At 66.3% G+C, this 18386-nt stretch carries 17 protein-coding genes; 8 read left to right on the top strand and 9 right to left on the bottom strand.

Annotated elements, in window-relative coordinates:
- Positions 1-6 precede the first annotated feature (6 nt).
- Positions 7-1689, bottom strand: coding sequence for a polyprenol phosphomannose-dependent alpha 1,6 mannosyltransferase MptB (mptB, locus tag OHB12_RS10990; protein WP_327118661.1), 1683 nt, complete (start codon positions 1687-1689; stop codon positions 7-9).
- Between the two features lie 474 nt (positions 1690-2163).
- Between mptB and OHB12_RS10985 the strand changes: the two genes are divergently transcribed.
- The 8 genes from OHB12_RS10985 to OHB12_RS10950 all read left to right on the top strand — a co-directional run bounded on the left by OHB12_RS10985 (position 2164) and on the right by OHB12_RS10950 (position 10313).
- A complete protein-coding gene (locus OHB12_RS10985; protein ID WP_442800010.1) occupies positions 2164-2988 on the top strand; it encodes a helix-turn-helix transcriptional regulator in 825 nt (274 codons plus the stop codon).
- A complete protein-coding gene (gene sufB, locus OHB12_RS10980; RefSeq protein ID WP_327118659.1) occupies positions 2985-4421 on the top strand; it encodes a Fe-S cluster assembly protein SufB in 1437 nt (478 codons plus the stop codon). The genes OHB12_RS10985 and sufB overlap by 4 nt, the downstream gene beginning before the upstream one ends.
- Complete coding sequence (gene sufD, locus OHB12_RS10975; protein WP_327118657.1) at positions 4421-5665, top strand: Fe-S cluster assembly protein SufD; 1245 nt, start codon at positions 4421-4423, stop codon at positions 5663-5665. Before sufB ends, sufD begins: the two co-directional genes overlap by 1 nt.
- Positions 5666-5703: 38 nt before the next feature.
- The gene (sufC, locus tag OHB12_RS10970) at positions 5704-6522 is read left to right on the top strand and encodes a Fe-S cluster assembly ATPase SufC (protein ID WP_327118655.1); all 819 of its coding nucleotides are present in this window, start codon (positions 5704-5706) and stop codon (positions 6520-6522) included.
- Position 6523: 1 nt separating this feature from the next.
- Positions 6524-7777: a cysteine desulfurase gene (locus OHB12_RS10965; RefSeq protein ID WP_327118653.1), complete on the top strand. Its 1254-nt coding sequence runs from the start codon at positions 6524-6526 to the stop codon at positions 7775-7777.
- 3 nt (positions 7778-7780) lie between these two features.
- Complete coding sequence (gene sufU, locus OHB12_RS10960) at positions 7781-8281, top strand: Fe-S cluster assembly sulfur transfer protein SufU (protein ID WP_327118651.1); 501 nt, start codon at positions 7781-7783, stop codon at positions 8279-8281.
- Positions 8278-8667, top strand: a complete 390-nt coding sequence (locus tag OHB12_RS10955) for a metal-sulfur cluster assembly factor (RefSeq protein WP_327118649.1) — start codon at positions 8278-8280, stop codon at positions 8665-8667. Before sufU ends, OHB12_RS10955 begins: the two co-directional genes overlap by 4 nt.
- A gap of 704 nt (positions 8668-9371) precedes the next feature.
- Positions 9372-10313 (top strand): acyltransferase domain-containing protein, encoded by a 942-nt coding sequence (locus tag OHB12_RS10950; RefSeq protein WP_327118647.1) that lies wholly within the window; start codon positions 9372-9374, stop codon positions 10311-10313.
- Positions 10314-10477: 164 nt separating this feature from the next.
- Here OHB12_RS10950 and OHB12_RS10945 read toward each other — a convergent pair whose 3' ends face one another.
- The 8 genes from OHB12_RS10945 to OHB12_RS10910 form a co-directional block, all read right to left on the bottom strand.
- Positions 10478-11149 (bottom strand): 4-carboxy-4-hydroxy-2-oxoadipate aldolase/oxaloacetate decarboxylase, encoded by a 672-nt coding sequence (locus tag OHB12_RS10945; protein WP_327118645.1) that lies wholly within the window; start codon positions 11147-11149, stop codon positions 10478-10480.
- Positions 11150-11176: 27 nt separating this feature from the next.
- Positions 11177-12385: an aspartate transaminase gene (locus tag OHB12_RS10940; protein WP_327118643.1), complete on the bottom strand. Its 1209-nt coding sequence runs from the start codon at positions 12383-12385 to the stop codon at positions 11177-11179.
- 50 nt (positions 12386-12435) lie between these two features.
- On the bottom strand, positions 12436-13494 hold the full coding sequence (locus OHB12_RS10935; RefSeq protein WP_327118641.1) for a zinc-binding dehydrogenase: 1059 nt from the start codon (positions 13492-13494) through the stop codon (positions 12436-12438).
- A gap of 9 nt (positions 13495-13503) precedes the next feature.
- Positions 13504-14259, bottom strand: a complete 756-nt coding sequence (locus OHB12_RS10930; protein WP_327118639.1) for an SDR family oxidoreductase — start codon at positions 14257-14259, stop codon at positions 13504-13506.
- An 87-nt stretch (positions 14260-14346) separates the two neighbouring features.
- Positions 14347-15696: an MFS transporter gene (locus tag OHB12_RS10925; RefSeq protein WP_327118638.1), complete on the bottom strand. Its 1350-nt coding sequence runs from the start codon at positions 15694-15696 to the stop codon at positions 14347-14349.
- Positions 15693-16754 carry a biotin-dependent carboxyltransferase family protein gene (locus OHB12_RS10920; RefSeq protein ID WP_327118637.1) on the bottom strand — a complete coding sequence of 354 codons (1062 nt, stop codon included), beginning with the start codon at positions 16752-16754 and terminating at the stop codon, positions 15693-15695. The genes OHB12_RS10925 and OHB12_RS10920 overlap by 4 nt, the downstream gene beginning before the upstream one ends.
- On the bottom strand, positions 16747-17457 hold the full coding sequence (locus OHB12_RS10915) for a 5-oxoprolinase subunit B family protein (protein WP_327118636.1): 711 nt from the start codon (positions 17455-17457) through the stop codon (positions 16747-16749). Before OHB12_RS10915 ends, OHB12_RS10920 begins: the two co-directional genes overlap by 8 nt.
- On the bottom strand, positions 17445-18251 hold the full coding sequence (locus tag OHB12_RS10910) for a LamB/YcsF family protein (protein ID WP_327118635.1): 807 nt from the start codon (positions 18249-18251) through the stop codon (positions 17445-17447). The genes OHB12_RS10915 and OHB12_RS10910 overlap by 13 nt, the downstream gene beginning before the upstream one ends.
- Between the last annotated feature and the right edge of the window lie 135 nt (positions 18252-18386).

Genomic DNA, 18386 nt, shown 5'->3' with positions numbered 1-18386 from the left:
GCTCGGTCACGATGTCACACCGTAAGAGGCGGGCAGCTGTGACGGAGCCGACACCCCTGTCTGCCCCCGCCAGGGCAGCGCGTTGCGGGTGATGACGACGAACAGTACCCCGACGATCACGGTGGCGATCGCTGCGCCGACGATCTGGAATACCTCGAGGTCGGCGCCGCGCGGCATCAAAATCACGCTCACGACCGCCGAAAACGCCACGGCCGGAAGACGGAACACCGGCCGGGTCGCCCACGCGGCCAGCGGCACGATCGCCCACAGCAGATACCAGGGTTGCACCACCGGGAAGAGCAGCACTATGGCGCCGAGCGCCACGCCGAGCGCACCGACCGGATGCAGCCGTCCGGTGCTGGTGGCGACCAGCATGCGCACGGTGAAGAAGCCCGCGACCAAGGCCGCGATCGGCCGGGTGATGCTCAGTAGCGCTGTGGTGTGGTCGCCGAGTCCGAGCAGCACTCCGCCGAATCCGGTGATGATGCCGAGCGCCGTCGGCAGCGACATCCAGCTGCGCACCGCGTTTGCGGTGTTCAGGGTGTAGATCCACCCGAACCCGAGCCCGCTCACCGAACTGATGAAAAGCGTCGTGCCGACGGCGATCGCGCCGAGCATGGCGGCCGCGATCGCGACCGTGCGCAGCGACGCGCCCCACCTTCTGGCCAGGGCCATGCCGACGAAGCCGAGCGCGATGATCGAGGTGAACTTGATCGAGGACGAGAGCGCGATGATGACCGCCCCGGTGATCAGCCACGCGTAAGCGCGTCCGTCGAACGGGTGGGTGTCCTCGATGGCGCGCAGACAGAACTCCGACCCGGCCAGCATCAGGCCGAGCATCAGCGCGTCATTGTGCACACCGCCGACCAGGTGGAACAGCACCAGAGGGTTGGCGGCGCCGAGCCACAGCGCGCTCACCGGCGCGACACCGCAGCGCACCGACAGTCGCGGCAGTGCCCAGACGATCAGCGCGACGCCGCCCAGTGCCAGGATCCGGTGCACCCAAACGCCCGCGATGATGTTGTCGCCGGTGAGCTCGGCAATGCCACGGCCGATCCAGAGGAACAACGGGCCATAGGGTGCGGGGGTATCGCGCCAGATGGTCGGGACGTTGTTGGTGAGGACGTTGTCGATCCCGAGTCCCGCGACCGGGCCCTCCTGGTAGGGATCGATGCCGCGCGCGGCGATCTCGCTCTGCGCGAGATAGGAATACACGTCGTTGCTGAACAGCGGCGGGGCCACGCTGAGCGGGATGAGCCACAGCAGTAGCGTGCGATCCAGCTGCGAGCGGGTCAGCCGGTGGATGGGGGAGCCGCCGATGCCGCCGACCGCGAACCGGCCCAGCAGCAGCCAGGCCAGTACGACGACGACGGTGCCGGTCATGCACATGGCCAGCGAGCCAGTGTGCGCGCGGGCGAAGATGCCGAGCACGCGGACGCCGGAGGTCGGATTCTGGTGTACCGGCTGCGCGCCGATACCGAGCGCGCTGATCGCCATCAGCACCGTGCCGGTCGCGCCCATCAGGCGGATCCGGTCGAGCTGGACCAGCTCCTTGCGGTCGAGGCCGGGCACCTCCGACTCGTCGCGATGCAAGACCGCGATCGTGTGATCGGCCGCGGGTACGTCGAGTCCGAGTGCCCGGCGCGTGAACGCCAGTGTGCTGCGCCGTGCGCCCTCCAGTACCGCCACGAGACGAAGCCTAATGCTCCCTCCCGTCGCTCTGGCTCGCCCGTCGCTCTGGCTCGCGTGCCTGTCTCTCCCCGGGAGGTCGTCAGGGCACGGCACGATGGCCCGAGATGTTCCGCCCACAATCGGCAAGGAGTTCGAAGCCTGCGGTGAACCTCGATGAAAGTCGGCCGTCGGCCACCGCGAGATCCCTGCCGCGCAGCCTTCCGCATCGTGTGCGAACAGCGCCCTTCGACCGGCCGACCTGAGCGGGTTCACCGACCTGTGTGCTGAAACGGTCGGCGCTTTCGGCGCGGGATGCTCGGCTGGCGCTGTGTGATACGTCACTCCGATGCTGGATCGGGTTCACCTCGGACGCATGGCGTTCGGACTTTGGCCAGTCCGGCGGCTTCTCGGCTGTTCGACCGCAGGTCGAGCGGCAAATTAGTCAGGTCACCCTTATTGGATTTCGGGAACGAATTCCGCCACACTGATGTTGTGAAAACCGTGGGTTTGCGGAACAACGACGAAGGGGCCGGTCGCAAGGCTGGTGCCGGGTCGTCTGCTGCTCATGTGGCGGTCGGTACCGAGGGGCACACCCGTGCGGCCATCGTCCAACTGCTGCTGGAGGAGGGGCCGATCACCGCGACCGCCATCGGGAGCAAGCTGGGCCTGGCTCCGGCCGGCGTGCGCAGGCACCTGGACGCGCTGATCGACTCCGGTCAGGCTCGGGCGAGCCGATCGGCGCCGTGGCAGCAGAAGGGACGCGGGCGCCCAGCCAAGCAGTATCAGCTCACTGCCGCGGGGCGCGGCCAGCTCGGCCACGCCTACGACGACCTGGCCGGTGCGGCCATCCGGCAGCTCGGGGAGATCGGCGGCGAAAAAGCCATCACCGAGTTCGCGCGCAAACGGGCACGCACTATCGTGGCCGGGATCGAACCCGTCGGCCAGCACCCTGCCGGGGAGCAGAACGCCGCGGACACCGAGGCCAAGGCTGAGGAGATCGCCGAGGCATTCACCGAAGCCGGGTTCGCCGCCACTACCCGGAAGGTGGGCGCGGGCGTGCAGATCTGCCAGCACCACTGCCCGGTCTCGCACGTCGCTGAGGAATTCCCGCAGCTGTGCGCGGCCGAACTCGAGGCGTTCCGCGAGCTGCTCGGCACCCATGTGCAGCGACTGGCCACGATCGCCAATGGCGACTGCGCGTGCACCACGCACGTGCCGCTGCTGGTGTTGCCGATTGCCGAAAAGAAGACGTCAGCACAAACCGCTGCACAGCCCGCAGCGGTACGAACGAACGACTCCGGAAGGAGTGCCGAATGACGACGACCACCGACCAGGTGCAACCGCTCACCCAGGAAGAGACCATCGCTTCGCTGGGCAAATACGGTTACGGCTGGGCCGATTCGGATGTGGCCGGCGCCAGTGCGCAGCGAGGTCTGTCCGAGGCGGTTGTCCGTGACATCTCGGCGAAGAAGAACGAGCCGGTATGGATGCTCGAGCAGCGGCTCAAGGCGTTGCGCATCTTCGATCGCAAGCCCATGCCGAATTGGGGCTCCAATCTCGACGGCATCGATTTCGACAACATCAAGTACTTCGTGCGCTCGACCGAGAAGCAGGCCGAGAGCTGGGAAGACCTGCCCGAGGACATCAAGAACACCTATGACAGGCTCGGCATCCCCGAGGCGGAGAAGCAGCGCCTGGTCGCCGGTGTCGCCGCGCAGTACGAGTCCGAGGTCGTCTACCACCAGATCCGCGAGGACCTCGAGGCCCAGGGTGTGATCTTCCTGGACACCGACACCGGCCTCAAGGAGCACCCGGAGATCTTCCAGCAGTACTTCGGCTCGGTGATCCCTGCGGGTGACAACAAGTTCTCCGCGCTGAACACTTCCGTGTGGTCGGGCGGGTCGTTCATCTACGTGCCGCCGGGCGTACACGTCGACATCCCGCTGCAGGCCTACTTCCGGATCAACACGGAGAACATGGGCCAGTTCGAGCGGACCTTGATCATCGTCGACGAGGGCGCCTACGTGCACTACGTCGAGGGCTGCACCGCGCCGATCTACAAGTCGGACTCGCTGCACTCCGCGGTTGTCGAGATCATCGTGAAGAAGGGCGGACGCTGCCGCTACACCACTATCCAGAACTGGTCGAACAACGTCTACAACCTGGTCACCAAGCGGGCCAAGGCGGAGGCGGGCGCGACCATGGAGTGGATCGACGGCAACATCGGTTCCAAGGTCACCATGAAGTACCCGGCGGTCTGGATGACCGGCGAGTACGCCAAGGGCGAGGTGCTCTCGGTGGCGTTCGCCGGCGAGGGCCAGCACCAGGACACCGGCGCGAAGATGCTGCACCTGGCACCGCACACCTCCTCGACCATCGTGTCGAAGTCGGTGGCGCGCGGTGGCGGCCGTGCCTCCTACCGCGGCCTGGTCCAGGTGAACAAGGGCGCGCACGGCTCCAAGTCGACCGTGAAGTGCGACGCGCTGTTGGTCGACACGATCAGCCGCTCGGACACCTACCCTTACGTCGACATCCGCGAGGACGACGTGACCATGGGCCACGAGGCGACCGTCTCGAAGGTCTCCGAGGACCAGCTGTTCTACCTGATGAGCCGCGGCCTCACCGAGGACGAGGCGATGGCGATGGTGGTGCGCGGCTTCGTCGAGCCGATCGCCAAGGAACTGCCGATGGAATACGCACTGGAACTGAACCGGCTCATCGAGCTGCAGATGGAAGGGGCCGTTGGCTGATGGCGACTGGCGTGATTGGAGCGGTCGAGGGCGAGAACCCCACGGCCAAGCCGATTCAGAACCCGGGCGCAGGGGCCGCGACCAACAAGGGCGAGGTCTTCGCCTCGTACGACGTGGACGCCTTCGAGGTGCCTTCCTCGCACGACGAGGCGTGGCGGTTCACTCCGCTGCGCCGCCTGCGCGGGCTGCACGACGGCACCGCGGTCCGGGACGGCCGGGCCACGGTCGAGGTCACCCCGATCGCCGGTGTGAAGGTCGAGACCGTGACGCGCACCGACCCTCGCCTCGGCGAGGCGGGGGTGCCGTCGGATCGGGTTGCCGCGCAGGCTTATTCGGGCTTCGAGTCGGCCACCATCGTGTCGGTCGGCGCGGAGACCGAGGTCGCCGAACCGGTCGTCGTCACGGTGACCGGCCCCGGCGAGGGCAAGACCGCCTACGGCCACCTGCAGATCAGGCTGGACAACTTCGCGGTCGCGACCGTGGTGATAGACCAGCGCGGCAGCGGAACCTATGCCGAGAACGTGGAATTCGTGCTCGGTGACAGCGCGAAGCTCACCGTCGTAGCGGTTCAGGACTGGGCCGACGACGCCGTCAACGCCACCGCACACCACGGCAAGCTGGGCCGTGATGCCACGCTGCGGCACATCGCGGTCACCCTCGGCGGCGATCTGGTGCGCCTCACCGCCACCGTGCGCTACGACGGCCCCGGCGGCGACGCCGAGTTGCTCGGCCTCTACTTCGCCGACGCCGGCCAGCACTTCGAGCAGCGTCTGCTCGTCGACCACGCGGTCCCATACTGCAAGTCGAGGGTGCTGTACAAGGGCGCGCTGCAAGGCGACCCGGCTGAGTCCGATGGGCGCTCCGCAAGCTCCGCGCACATGCCCAAGGGTGACGCCCGCACCGTGTGGGTGGGCGACGTGCTGATCCGCGCTGCCGCCGAAGGCACCGATACCTTCGAGGTGAACCGCAACCTGGTGCTCACCGACGGCGCCCGCGCCGACTCGGTGCCGAACCTGGAGATCGAGACCGGCGAGATCGTCGGCGCCGGACACGCCAGTGCTACCGGTCGTTTCGACGACGAGCAGCTGTTCTACCTGCGGGCCCGCGGTATCCCGGAGGACGTCGCCCGCCGCCTGGTGGTGCGCGGCTTCTTCCACGAACTCATCCAGAAGATCGCGGTGCCCGAGATCCGGGAGCGGCTGGAGTCGGCCATCGAAGCCGAACTCGCCGCGATCGGCGTCTGAAAACCGAACTACCCACCCCGCAAAGGAATTCGAATTCGATGACCACCCTGGAAATCAAGGACCTGCACGCCGAGGTCGCCAACCCGGACGAGTCCGGTGAGCCCATCAAGATCCTGAATGGTGTGAACCTCACGGTGAAATCCGGTGAGACGCACGCCATCATGGGTCCCAACGGTTCCGGCAAGTCGACCCTGTCGTACGCGATCGCCGGGCACCCGAAGTACACGGTGACCCAGGGTTCGATCACCCTCGACGGCGAGAACGTGCTGGAGATGTCCGTCGACGAGCGCGCACGGGCCGGTCTTTTCCTGGCCATGCAGTACCCGGTCGAGGTCCCCGGTGTCTCGATGTCGAACTTCCTGCGCACCGCCGCCACCGCCGTGCGCGGCGAGGCCCCCAAGCTGCGGCACTGGGTCAAGGAGGTGAAGGAGTCGATGAGCGAATTGGAGATCGACGCCGCCTTCGCCGATCGCAGCGTGAACGAGGGCTTCTCCGGTGGTGAGAAGAAGCGCCACGAGATCCTGCAGCTGGGCCTGCTCAAGCCGAAGATCGCCATCCTGGACGAGACCGACTCGGGCCTGGACGTCGACGCGCTGCGCGTCGTCTCCGAGGGGGTGAACCGTTATAAAGAGCGGGACAATGGGGGCGTCCTTCTGATCACGCACTACACCCGCATTCTGCGCTACATCCAGCCGCAGTTCGTGCACGTGTTCGTCGGTGGGCGCATCGTCGCCGAGGGCGGCGCCGAACTCGCCGAAGAACTCGACGCCAACGGCTACGTCCGCTTCACACAAAGCTCACCCACCCCGTCGGCTTCGCCGACTGCCGTCCCCCAGTCCGCTATCGCTGGAGCCTGACATGACCGCTACGGTCCGCACCCTCGACGTCGCCCGTATCCGGGCCGACTTCCCGATCCTGAGCCGTACGGTTCGGGACGGGAAACCGTTGGTGTACCTGGACTCCGGCGCGACTTCGCAGCGGCCGCTGGCCGTGCTCGAGGCGGAACGGGCCTTCCTGATCACCAGCAACTCGGCGGTGCACCGCGGCGCGCACCAACTCGCCGAGGAGGCGACCGACGCCTACGAGGGCGCGCGGGTCGATATCGCGCGGTTCGTCGGTGTCGACGCGGGCGAGATCGTGTTCACCAAGAACGCCACCGAATCGCTGAACCTGGTGACCTACTCGTTCGCCGACAACCGGTTCCCCTACCACGTCGGCCCGGGTGACGAGATCGTCATCACCGAGCTGGAGCATCACGCGAATCTCGTTCCCTGGCAGGAACTCGCGCGCCGCACCGGTGCGAGGCTGAAATGGTTCGGGATTACCGACGACGGCCGGATCGACCTCGATTCCCTCGAATTGTCGCCCGCCACCAAGGTTGTCGCGTTCACCCACCAGTCCAATGTCACCGGCGCGATCACCGATGTCGCGGAGTTGGTCCGCCGGGCACAGGCCGTCGGCGCGCTGACGGTGCTGGACGCCTGCCAGTCGGTGCCGCACATGCCGGTCGACTTCCGCGAGCTCGGCATCGACTTCGCCGCGTTCTCCGGGCACAAGATGTTCGGACCTTCCGGTGTCGGCGTGCTGTACGGCCGCCGGGCGCTGCTGGAGGAGACTCCACCGTTCATCTCCGGTGGCTCGATGATCGAGACCGTCACCATGGAGCGCAGCACCTACGCGCCGCCGCCGCAGCGGTTCGAGGCCGGTGTGCCGATGACCTCGCAGGTAGTCGGATTGGGCGCCGCCGTGCGGTATCTGGAAGACATCGGCATGGAAGCGGTAGCCGCACATGAGCACACGCTCGTCGGTGCGGCGCTGGAGGGTCTCGGTGCGATCGACGGCGTCCGCATCATCGGCCCGACCGAGAACGTGGATCGCGGCGGTGCCGTGTCGTTCGTGGTCGACGGCATCCACGCACACGATGTCGGGCAGATTCTCGACGACGAAGGCGTCGCGGTTCGCGTCGGTCACCATTGCGCTTGGCCGCTCATGCGACGGCTGGGGATTCCGGCCACCGCGCGTGCGTCGTTCGCGGCCTACAACACCCTCGACGAGGTGGACGCGCTGGTCGCCGCGGTGCGGAAGGCCCAGACATTCTTCGGAGTTGCATAGAACATGCGCATGGAGCAGATGTACCAGGAAGTGATCCTGGACCATTACAAGCACCCGCACCACCGCGGGCTGCGGGAGCCGTACGGTGCCGAGGTGCACCACGTGAACCCCACCTGCGGCGACGAGGTGACCCTGCGCGTGCGGCTCGACGACAACGGCGACGTCGCCGACGTCTCCTATGACGGGCAGGGCTGCTCGATCAGCCAGGCCGCGACCTCGATCCTCACCGACCAGGTGATCGGCCTTCCGGTTCAGCAGGCTCTGAAGGTTGTCGACTCCTACACCGAGATGATCTCCAGCCGTGGCACCGTCGAAGGCGACGAGGAGGTGATCGGCGACGGGATTGCTCTCGCGGGAGTGTCCAAGTATCCGGCGCGGGTGAAGTGCGCGCTGCTCGGGTGGATGGCGTTCAAGGACGCCGTGATCCGGATCGGCCCCGCGAACGCCGTGGGTGACATCAAGGAAGAAGCGAAGCGTCCGATGGGAAACGGGGAAGCGTCATGAGTGACACACCGGCCACCGACACGGCCGAGCAGGTCGACGCGGCCGAGCAGGTCGAGCTGTCCGCCGAGGATCTCGAGCTGCTCGAGGACATCGAAGAGGCGATGCGCGACGTCGTCGACCCGGAACTCGGCATCAACGTCGTCGACCTAGGCTTGGTCTACGGTTTCCGCGTCGAGGAGGACAACACCGCCGTCCTCGACATGACCCTCACCTCCGCGGCTTGCCCGCTCACCGACGTCATCGAGGACCAATCGCGCAACGCGCTGGTCCGCAGCGGATTGGTGGAGGACCTGAAGATCAATTGGGTCTGGATCCCGCCGTGGGGCCCGGACAAGATCACCGAGGACGGTCGCGAACAGCTGCGCGCCCTCGGGTTCACGGTGTAATCGCCGAGCCGACAGCGGCCGCCCGCATTCGCGACCTTTGCCGATATCGTCGAGACCAACATCATCAAGGTGTAACCGGACCTGCCGTTGACGACGCTCGCACCGCTGGGGTGTGCCGTACCCGCACCGCGATCCCCGATCGCGCTGAACTCGCCCCGGTTGTCATCGGGCAGCCACCACTGGTAGCCGTAGCCGAACTCGGGTCGATGCGAGCCGACGATAGGCCGGCCCGGCCGCAGGTGTGCGGCATCGGCGGTAACCGATGCGCGTACCCACGCTTCCGAAACGCGCCCGGCACGGCTCCGTCCCCCGCGTCCACGTCGCAACCAGTACAGGAAATGTCCTTTCCGACACTCGGATTGGCGTGACAAGCGCTACTGAAACAGACGTTGTGGCGTGGCGAGCTGATAAGGCGAAGACCTGGAACATCGACCGCATGGACGCCGCCGCGGCAGCCAATCGGGCCGGCCGAAGCCGAGCATCCTGGTCATCAACCCCGAGAAGGCTAGCCGGATGCAGCAGTCGGTGTGTTGTCTGGTCAAGATCATGGCATCATTGGGCGCCACCCACTATGTCGAGGTAGGTCCAGGAAGAATGCTCAGTGGGCTGTGCCAGCGCACGCTCCCCGAGGCCACCGTATTCCGCACAGATGACGGGGGTCCACCATCGCTGCCTCGACAGATACGCGCCCCAGGGAGAGTTCCATGACCGAGCAGCCGATCACCTTGCTGCTACCCGGGCAAGGCAGCCAGCACACCGGCATGGCACTGGACACCTACCGCCACCAGCCGGAATTCGCGGCGACGATCGACGAATTCCTCACGCTGATGTCCGAGGAAGGGGGCGAGCCCAAGCGGCGCTGGCTTTCTGATGACCCCGAGGCCGATCTCGATGACGGACGGGTCTCGCAGCCCCTGATCTTCGCGATCGAATACGCCTTCGCCACCCTGCTGATCCGGGCCGGAGCGAATGTCGTCGCGCTGCTCGGCCATAGTGTCGGTGAACTGGCCGCCGCCACAGTGGCGGGGGTTTTCGATGTGCGTTCGGCCGCACGAATCATGGCCGCCCGATCGCGCGCGCTGGACCTCGTGCTGCCGGGCGGGATGTTCGCGGTCGCGGCCGATCCCGACGCCGTCCTGCCACAACTGCGTGCGGAATGGGTGCGGGCTGGGGTCACGATCGCCGCGGTGAACGGCCCCCGCCGCACCATCGTCGCTGGCCCGGACCCGGATGTGCGCACGGCGGAATCGATGCTGAGCGCGCGAGGGTTCGTCACGATGTCGGTACCGGCCCGACAGCCGTGGCACAGTCCGTGCATGGCCCACGCCGCGACCGTGTTCGAGCGGTCCATCGCGGCCGAGCGACTGCACGAGCCGAAACTACCGATCTGGTCGGGCAGGACCGGACAGAGACTGCGCCCCGACGAGGCGACGAATCCGGAATTCTGGGCCGCCCAGATCGCGCATCCGGTGCTGTTCTGGGACGCGCTGTCGGATCTACTGGCCCACCGTAGCTCGATTCTGATCGAAACCGGCCCGGGAACGGGGTTGTCGGTCCAAGCCATGTCTCATCCTGCTGTCCGCGAAGGTCGAAGCAAGATCGTCCCGATAAACCAGGGGCCGGGTCAGCCTGCCGCGCAGGTGTGAAAGTCTCGGTAGTTGCCGCCCGCCGTGCCGGCCGAACTGGCGCGACCACGGCGCCGCGACACCGGCGGGGGCCGTGATCTCGCGCTCCGCGGCGCCTGCGAACGCCCGGTGGACCACATTCTTGCCCGGTCGTAGGGACGCTTCAGCAGTGGCAGGACCGTGCTCTACTGATCGACCGTCAGGCCCTTCGTCTCTAGGATGGCCGCCAGATTCGAGACCTGGATGGGTGTCTCACCGTTTCTGTAACGTTCGATGTACGCCGCCTCTGTGGCGTCACGTTCCCGGGAGGCGGCGATCGCGAAGGGGACTTCGTCGCGTCGCACTACGACGACTCCGTCGCAGTCACCCTTCACGACGTCGCCGGGGTAGATGACCTGGCCACCGAACACGACGGGCTGGTTGATCGGGCCGAGCGTCTCCTTCACGGTCCCCTCTATACACACGTGCTTCGAGAACACGGGGAATCCGAGTTCTCGGATTTCACGGGTGTCGCGCACGCCACCATCGGTGACGAGCGCGGAGATGCCTCGGGCGACGCAGGCGTTGGCGAGGACGTCGCCGAATTGCCCGGCCGGTTGGTCTCCGGACGCCACGATGAGTACGTCGCCGCGCTGCGCATAGCTGATCGCGACTTGCAGCATGACGTTGTCGCGGGGATGGCAGACAACGGTGAACGCGGATCCGCAGAACGACATGTCGCGGTCGAGGGGTTTGATGCCCGACTCGAGAGCGCCCTTGCGCCCCTGGGCCTCGTGGATGGTGGCTGCCGAGAAGGTGCCGAGCTCATCGATCCGCGTCGGGTCGGCGCGGTCGATCTTTGTGGTGACGTGAACCATGGTGACTCCGTGGTGGTCGTAATGCGGTCAGCTCAGGGCCGCAATGGATTTCGCGATTTCGGTGGCGGCGGCGCGGAGTATGTCTTCCGAGGTCGCGAAGGAGATGCGGAAGTACGACGGTGTTCCATAGGCGGATCCCTGGATCGTCGCGACGGACGCGTAGTCGAGCAGATACCGGACGACGTCCTGGTCGTTCTGCAGGATCCGCCCGTCCGGAGTCCGCTTACCGAGTAGCCCGGCACACCCGACGAACAGGTAGAACGCTCCCTGTGGCAGCACCGGTGCGAGTCCGTCCACGGCGGAGAGCAGGTCGAACACGATGTCGCGCCGCGCGCGGTAGCGCACGTTCGATTCGGCGACGAACGTCTGGTCTCCCGAGATCGCCTCGGCCGCGGCGGCCTGACTGATCGAGGACGGGCAGGACGAGCTCTGCGATTGCAGCTTGTTGACAGCTGCGACGAGCCCGGGGTTGCCGACGCCGTACCCGAGACGCCAGCCGGTCATCGCGTAGGACTTGGATACCCCGTTGATGAGGAAGATCTGATCGCGAAGATGGGGCGCCACGGACAGCAGACTCGGGCTGGGCGCGTCGGTGAAGATGATCTCGTCGTAGATCTCGTCGCACATCACGCTCACGTGTGGGTGGCGTTCCAGCACGGCGGCGAGAGCCGAGAGTTCCTCCTCGCTGTACACCGCGCCGGTCGGGTTGGCGGGGCCGTTGAGGATCACCCACTTCGTGGCGGGAGTGATAGCCGCCTCCAGATTCTCAGCGGTGAGCAGGAAGCGATCCGATTCGGGGCAGTCCACGACGACAGGGGTGCCGCCGTGCACGGTGACCATGTCGGGGTACGACACCCAGTATGGGGACGGGACGACAACCTGGTCGTCGTTCTCGACGGTCGCCATCAGCGCTAGGAAGATGATCTGCTTGGCCCCGCCGCCGACGGTGATCTCGCTGTCGCTGAACTCGATGCCGGTGCGGTCGAACATCCGTGTCGCGATCGCTTTCCGAAGTGTGGGAATCCCGTTCACGGCAGTGTATTTGGTGAGCCCGGAGTCTATGGCCGCGACCGCGGCGGCCTTGACGTGATCGGGGGTGTCGAAGTCCGGTTCACCGACGGTCAGGTCAAGAATCTCTCGTCCCGACGCACGCAGCTCACGAACCCGTTGCGCGGCGGCGACGCTCGGAGACTCGCGCATACGCTCCACACGCGTGGCGGGGGCGAAAGGGGACATTGTTCCTCCTGGGATTGTCTCGTGCTTTGCTATTCGGGATCACACGACGCTCAGAACGTCAGCAGCACCTTCGCGGACGACTCGGCATTCTTGGCCACGGCGAAGGCCTCGAGCGCGTGCTCGACGCCGAACTCGTGGCTGATTACCGGCTCGACGACGAGGCTTCCGTCCGCGAGAGCCTCGAGCACAGCGTCGATCTCGTCGTTGAACCGGAAGGATCCGACGACGGCGAGTTCGCGTGTGATGACGAGAGAGAGCGGTGAGGGTTGGAGTCCGGTCGGCAGCAGCCCGAGGAGTACCACCTGACCACCTCGCGTTGCTCCGCGAATAGCGGATTCGAGTCCGTGCCGGTTGCCGGAGCATTCGATGACGACGTCCGCGTCCACGGCGGCGATCGCCTCCGTGTTGTCGGCCTTCAGCGTCGTCGTCGCTCCCAGTTGACGTGCGATGGCGAGTGGGTAGTCGTGGACGTCCACGTCCACGGCCGCGATCGCGCGAGCACCGGCACGGCGCAGCACCGATACCACGAGGGCACCGATCGGACCGCTGCCGACAACGAGTGCGGTTTTCCCGGCGACCTCACCTGCGCGCGATACCGCATGCCACGCGACGGCGGCCGGTTCCGCGACGGCGGCCGTTCGCAGTGACAGGTCCGGCGGCAAGGCCCGGAGCATCCGCGACGGCAGCACCGCATAGCGGGTGAAGGCTCCCTCTGTGTGGGGGAACTGCGCCGCACTACCGAGGTATGTGCATCCGGGTGAGAGGTTGGGGCGATCAGCGGGATATCGCGGGCTGTCGCCGCCTGGTGTCGCCGGGTGCACAGCGACGCGGGTTCCTGTTGTGGGTCCGCTGCCGTCGGCGGCCTGCCGGACCACTGTGCCCACCACTTCGTGTCCAAGTATCATGGGCGCCTGCAGAATTGATTCTCCTGCGGCCCCATGGGTCCAGTAGTGCAGGTCGGACCCGCAGATACCGCCGTAGGCGATCTCGACGACTGCGTCGGGTGATTCGGGCCGCCGCAGTGGTATGGATTCGACGCGCAGATCACCGGCGGCATGTGCGACGACGCCCAGTGTCCGAGTGGGCACGTCGATATCGGTGGTGGGCATAGGGCGGCCTCAGTGGTTCCGGCGGACGAATTCGAGTCCGCCGGGCACCTGGAAGGTCGGTGTGATCTCGATCAGGCCCAGGTTTACGTGGCGCGGCACGTCTATGGCGTACTCGACGGTGTCTGCGATGTCCTTCGTCGTGATGGATTCGAAGCCCTCGTAATAGGTGTCCCAGGCTTCCTGCATCGCTTCGGGGGTGCCGCCGAGGTTGCGTCCGAAGATTTCGGTCTCTACCCGGCCCGGGCAGATCTCGGTGACCCGGATGCGTTTGCCGATGACGTCGTTGCGGAGCTGTCGCGAGATCTGGTGGATCGCGGCCTTGGTCGCGTGATAGGCGGTGTGTCCGTAGAAGTTGTAGAGACCGGCAATCGAGCTGATGTTGACGATGTGGCCGAGGTCGCGTTCGACCATGCCCGGCATCAGCAGCCGGCAGAGATGCAGAACTGCGCGGAGATTGACGTCGACCATGGCGTCGACCGTTTCGGGGGACGCGTCGAGGATGTTCCCGGTCGCGGATACCCCAGCGTTGTTGACCAGGACGTCTACCTCGAGGCCCGCGACTGCCCGGGTCAGCGCCGTGGTATCGGTGATGTCGACCGCGAGCGGGATCATTCCGGTATCGGCGGCCACTTCATCGAGCCGCCCGGCGTTGCGGGCGACTCCATAAACGGTGAGGCCACGCTTGGTGAGCATCTCGGTGACCGCGGCACCCATTCCTGTGTTCGCTCCGGTGACGAGGGCGGTTCGGTAGTCGTCAAAAGGCATGACACTTCCTTGTTTCGGGGACAGAAGTCGGAGTCGGCCGGCCTTCACGTGATCGGAGGCCATCGGGCCGGATCCCGGTGCGATCCGTCAGAGCGTGTCGCGCAGCGGCATGTGCGCCCGGTCGGTGACGGTACTGACCGCGGCGAGCGTGCCGAGTGCGGTGAGGACGGCGTAGACAGCCGGGACATAGATGCCGAACTGCGGGATCAGCCATGTCATCAGCAGCGGTGCGGTACCGCCGAAGATGGCCGACGAGATGTTGTACCCGAGGCCGTAAGCGGAGTATCGGACGCGGGTCGGGAACAGTTCGACGATGAGAATGTGGATCACTGCGGTGTGGCCGGCGAAGATCACGGCCATGATGCAGGCGCCGAGCACGGCGAGTGCGAAGTTGCCGGTCGCGATGAGGGCATAGCAAGGGATGGCGCCGATCGCCATCGCGACCGCGGCACCGGCGATCACTTTTTTGCGTCCGAGTCCGTCGGACAGTGCGCCCATGAATGGAATCGCGACGCAGATCGCGACCAGACTGGCGGCGGTGACGAGCAGGGCGGTGCCGGTGGAGAATCCGATCTTGTCACCCTTGAGGAACGTCGGCATGTAGGAGAAGAGGACGTAGTAGCCGGAGCCATTCATCAGCGGGATGAAGAGGGCGAGGAGCATGGCCCTGCGGTGCTCGGGTGTGGCGAATGCTTCCTTCAGCGGGTTGCGCGACAGTCCGCCGGATTCCTTGAGTTTTCCGAAGTTCGGGGTGTCGCTGATCGCGCGGCGGATGTACCAGCCGATCACTCCCATCGGGATCGCGATGAGGAAAGGAATCCGCCATGCCCAGCTCCCGAATCCGCCGCCGTGGATGGCGGTCGTGTTCAGCCACGGGGACATCGTGAACGCGACGAGGGTGCCGGTGAGCAGCGCGAGGAAAGAGGCGATCTGGGCGTAACTGGTGATCAGTCCGCGTTTGCCCTCGGGGGCGTGCTCGGCGAGGAATGTCATCGCGCCGGCAGCCTCTCCTCCGACCGAGAATCCCTGTGCCAGTCGCAGTGCGATCAACAATGTGGGTGCTGCGATCCCGATGGCGGCATAGGTCGGCAGGACGCCGATGCCGGCTGTCGCGACGCTGATAAGCAGGATGACGAACACGAGCATCTTCTGGCGACCTATTTTGTCGCCGAGAATGCCGCAGACCACGGCGCCCAGGGGTCGAACGAAGAATGAGATCGCGTATCCGGCGAAGACGAGCATCAATGCGTCACTCGACTTGGAGACGTCGAAGAACACAATGGCGAGTGCCGTCGCCATGAAGGCGAAGATGCCGTTGTCGTAGAGCTCGACGAAGATGCCGACACATCCTGCGAGTACGACCTTGCGGATCGGGCCGGGCCGCACCCCGTGGTCAGGCGCGGAACCGGTGGTGGCCGGAGAGATTGTGTCGGTCATGCGTACTCCAGGTGGCTGGGCGGGCTCGAAAGGTCGGCGGAAGGCAGAGGTGGGGTATTCGCTGTGGTGTGGATAGGAATGCGGAGGCTGTCGAACGCGATCGCCACACGTGCACGCAGCCGGTCGATCGAGGCCTGCTGCTCCCGGTAGCGGCGAACCGCGTCGGACACGGTGACGCGCTGGAATCGGACTCGCTGGCCGGGGCGGGCCTGCCCGAGCTGAGACAAGCTGGTCGTGGTGACGACCGCCAGGACCGGATAGCCGGCCGTTACTCCCCGGCCCCGGTGCAGGACGAGCAGTTCGTCGCCGGCGGGTACTTCGACGGCCCCGATGGGAACGCCTCGGGAGAGGACCTCGGTCCGGCTCTCCCGCTGCGGGACGGCGCCACCGGGATCGGATCGAGTGAGCCGGAGCCCGATGTGATTGCTGTTGGCACCGATCACGAACGGGGTGTCGAACAGTCGCTCGGCAGTGGCGCCGAATTCGCCGATGTCGGGTCCGTCCGTGACATCGATCGTCCAGCTGCCGGTGAACGCGGGCCGTCGAGCGCCGAGCCGGAACAGAGGAATCCGGAAATGCGGGTGGTCGATCAGCGGTCCGTCGACATCGACGGTGACGTCCTCGCCGGCCGCCAGTTGCCGGCCGAAACCGAGAACCGAGTCGGGAGCGCAGCTGCCGAGCAGGTAGCTCGCGGATATCGACCCGTGCACGGCGAGGTAGACCCGGAGCCCATCGTGGATTCCCCCGACGGTCAGTTCGGCTCCCGCGTTCCAGACAAACGGTTCCCACTGGACGCGCGTGACACCGCCGACACGGACGTCGGCAGGCGCACCCGTGACCGCGACAAGCAGGTCGGTGCTCGCGACGGCGCCGAAGTCCATGGCTACCAGTTCGAGCAGCGGCGCGGTGCGCGCACTTCCGACGAGTGCGTTGGCGACTTCGGCGCTGTACTGGTCGAGGGCGCCACCCGTCAGCTGCCCGATCCCCGACGCACGCGGGCGGCCCAGATCCTGGATCGACGTGATCCCCGGAACTGTCACGGTGATGTGCTCAGCCATGGCGAACCCCCTCGTATCGGGACCAGTCGTCGGCCGGAATCGGGTAGAACCGGAACGTGTCGCCTGGTCGATAGTCCGACAACGGCTCGGTGGTGGGGTCGACGATGGTGAGCGGGGTTCGGCCGATCACCGGCCACCCTCCCGGTGCCGGCCGCGCGGAGACGACCGCCTGGTGACCGGCCACTGCCACGGCTCCCGCAGGCACGTGGGGGCGCGGGACAGTGCGCCGAGGCACGGGCCGCGGAAAAGCGGGGCCGTCCAGCATCGGCGCGCCCCCTGGAGATCCGAAGCAGCGCATGGTCAGTGGGGACGATCCGTGTACGCGAATCACTTCGTCCGGGGACAGTTCGAGGTGATGTGCCACCTCATGGAGGTCCGGCCCGTACTCGCCGCCGTAGACCACGGGGATGTCGAAATGCCGAATCCGGTGGGGCGCCGCCGTCCCCGAATGGAGGACCAGATTCTCGAGCAATCGACGAATGTCATCGTGACAACTTGCCGCGCAGTCGAATTCGACGAGCAGTGCGTCGTATGTCGGAATGACACCGGTGATCGCGAACCGGTCCGCGTAGGCGTCGAGTGCGGCGGCGACCGCGTGCACGACCCGCCAGCATTCTTCCCGGTCGGCGTCGGGGGTGGTGACGCGCACCGCGGAGTCCCCGCAGTCCGCGACGATGAACGCGGCTTCCGTTACGCCGGACATGAGTCGGCTTTCCTACCGGCACGATCCGCGAGGACCTCGGGCAGCGGAACGATCTCGACACCTGCGTCGGTGAGGGCCGCCCGAATCGCCTTCGCGTTGCGCACAGCGTCGGCGTTGTCGCCGTGCAGAAGTAGGGTGTCCGCCTCGACGGGGACCGGCGTACCGTCGACGGCCTCGACGAATCCTTCGGTCACCAGTTGCACCGCGCGCCGGACGAGCGCCGCGGCATCGTGGATGACGGCGCCCGGCTCCGATCGGGGCACGAGCGTGCCGTCGGCGCGGTAGGCGCGGTCGGCAATGGCGACGATGCCGACACGAATTCCCTGTTCACGAGCACGGTCGGCCAACTTGCCGTCCTGCGCGAGGACGATCAGGCTCGGGTCGAAAGACTGGATGGCATCGACCACGGCAGCAGCGTAGTCGGCGCGGGTCGCCACCAGGTTGCCCAGCCGGCCGTGTGGTGCGACGTGCGACAGTGCGGTTCCGCGCGCGACGGCGATGGCGTGCAGCGCGCCGAGTTGGTACAGGACGTCTGTCCGCACCTCGTCGGCCGAAAGGTCCATCGTCCGCCGACCGAAACCGACCAGATCAGGAAAGCTCGGATGTGCGCCGACCCGAACTCCGCGAGCGACGCAGTTCCGCACCGTCCGGTCCATCGTCTGCGGATCTCCCGCGTGGAAGCCGCAAGCGACATTGGCGGAGGTGAGTATGTCGAGCAGTGCGTCGTCGTCGCCCATCGTCCACGCGCCGAAACTCTCCCCGACGTCGGCGACGAGATCGATCTTCAGTGCCATTGATGATGCCTCCGCGAGGTGAGGAAACTGCGAGCACCGTTTGTGTGAACTTCCGGTGTGTAACGGACGCTACGCAGGTTCTCTCGTGGGCGGGTAATACCTGTTTCAGGTGACGCGATAACGAACCTCTATGGT

This window comes from Nocardia sp. NBC_01730, assembly GCF_035920445.1.
GTDB lineage: Bacteria > Actinomycetota > Actinomycetes > Mycobacteriales > Mycobacteriaceae > Nocardia.
Note: the sequence above shows the minus strand (reverse complement) of the source record. Positions and strands in the feature narration are given on the sequence as shown.

Bases quoted from the DNA above. Each gene is read 5' to 3' on its own strand.
- OHB12_RS10910 (WP_327118635.1), bottom strand. From the start codon at position 18,251: ATGGCACTGAAGATCGATCTCGTCGCCGACGTCGGGGAGAGTTTCGGC.
- OHB12_RS10920 (WP_327118637.1), bottom strand. From the start codon at position 16,754: ATGGCTGAGCACATCACCGTGACAGTTCCGGGGATCACGTCGATCCAG.
- sufU (WP_327118651.1), top strand. From the start codon at position 7,781: ATGCGCATGGAGCAGATGTACCAGGAAGTGATCCTGGACCATTACAAG.
- OHB12_RS10955 (WP_327118649.1), top strand. From the start codon at position 8,278: ATGAGTGACACACCGGCCACCGACACGGCCGAGCAGGTCGACGCGGCC.
- OHB12_RS10930 (WP_327118639.1), bottom strand. From the start codon at position 14,259: ATGCCTTTTGACGACTACCGAACCGCCCTCGTCACCGGAGCGAACACA.
- OHB12_RS10925 (WP_327118638.1), bottom strand. From the start codon at position 15,696: ATGACCGACACAATCTCTCCGGCCACCACCGGTTCCGCGCCTGACCAC.
- sufB (WP_327118659.1), top strand. From the start codon at position 2,985: ATGACGACGACCACCGACCAGGTGCAACCGCTCACCCAGGAAGAGACC.
- OHB12_RS10945 (WP_327118645.1), bottom strand. From the start codon at position 11,149: ATGGTTCACGTCACCACAAAGATCGACCGCGCCGACCCGACGCGGATC.
- sufC (WP_327118655.1), top strand. From the start codon at position 5,704: ATGACCACCCTGGAAATCAAGGACCTGCACGCCGAGGTCGCCAACCCG.
- sufD (WP_327118657.1), top strand. From the start codon at position 4,421: ATGGCGACTGGCGTGATTGGAGCGGTCGAGGGCGAGAACCCCACGGCC.
- OHB12_RS10950 (WP_327118647.1), top strand. From the start codon at position 9,372: ATGACCGAGCAGCCGATCACCTTGCTGCTACCCGGGCAAGGCAGCCAG.
- OHB12_RS10965 (WP_327118653.1), top strand. From the start codon at position 6,524: ATGACCGCTACGGTCCGCACCCTCGACGTCGCCCGTATCCGGGCCGAC.
- OHB12_RS10940 (WP_327118643.1), bottom strand. From the start codon at position 12,385: ATGTCCCCTTTCGCCCCCGCCACGCGTGTGGAGCGTATGCGCGAGTCT.
- OHB12_RS10935 (WP_327118641.1), bottom strand. From the start codon at position 13,494: ATGCCCACCACCGATATCGACGTGCCCACTCGGACACTGGGCGTCGTC.
- OHB12_RS10915 (WP_327118636.1), bottom strand. From the start codon at position 17,457: ATGTCCGGCGTAACGGAAGCCGCGTTCATCGTCGCGGACTGCGGGGAC.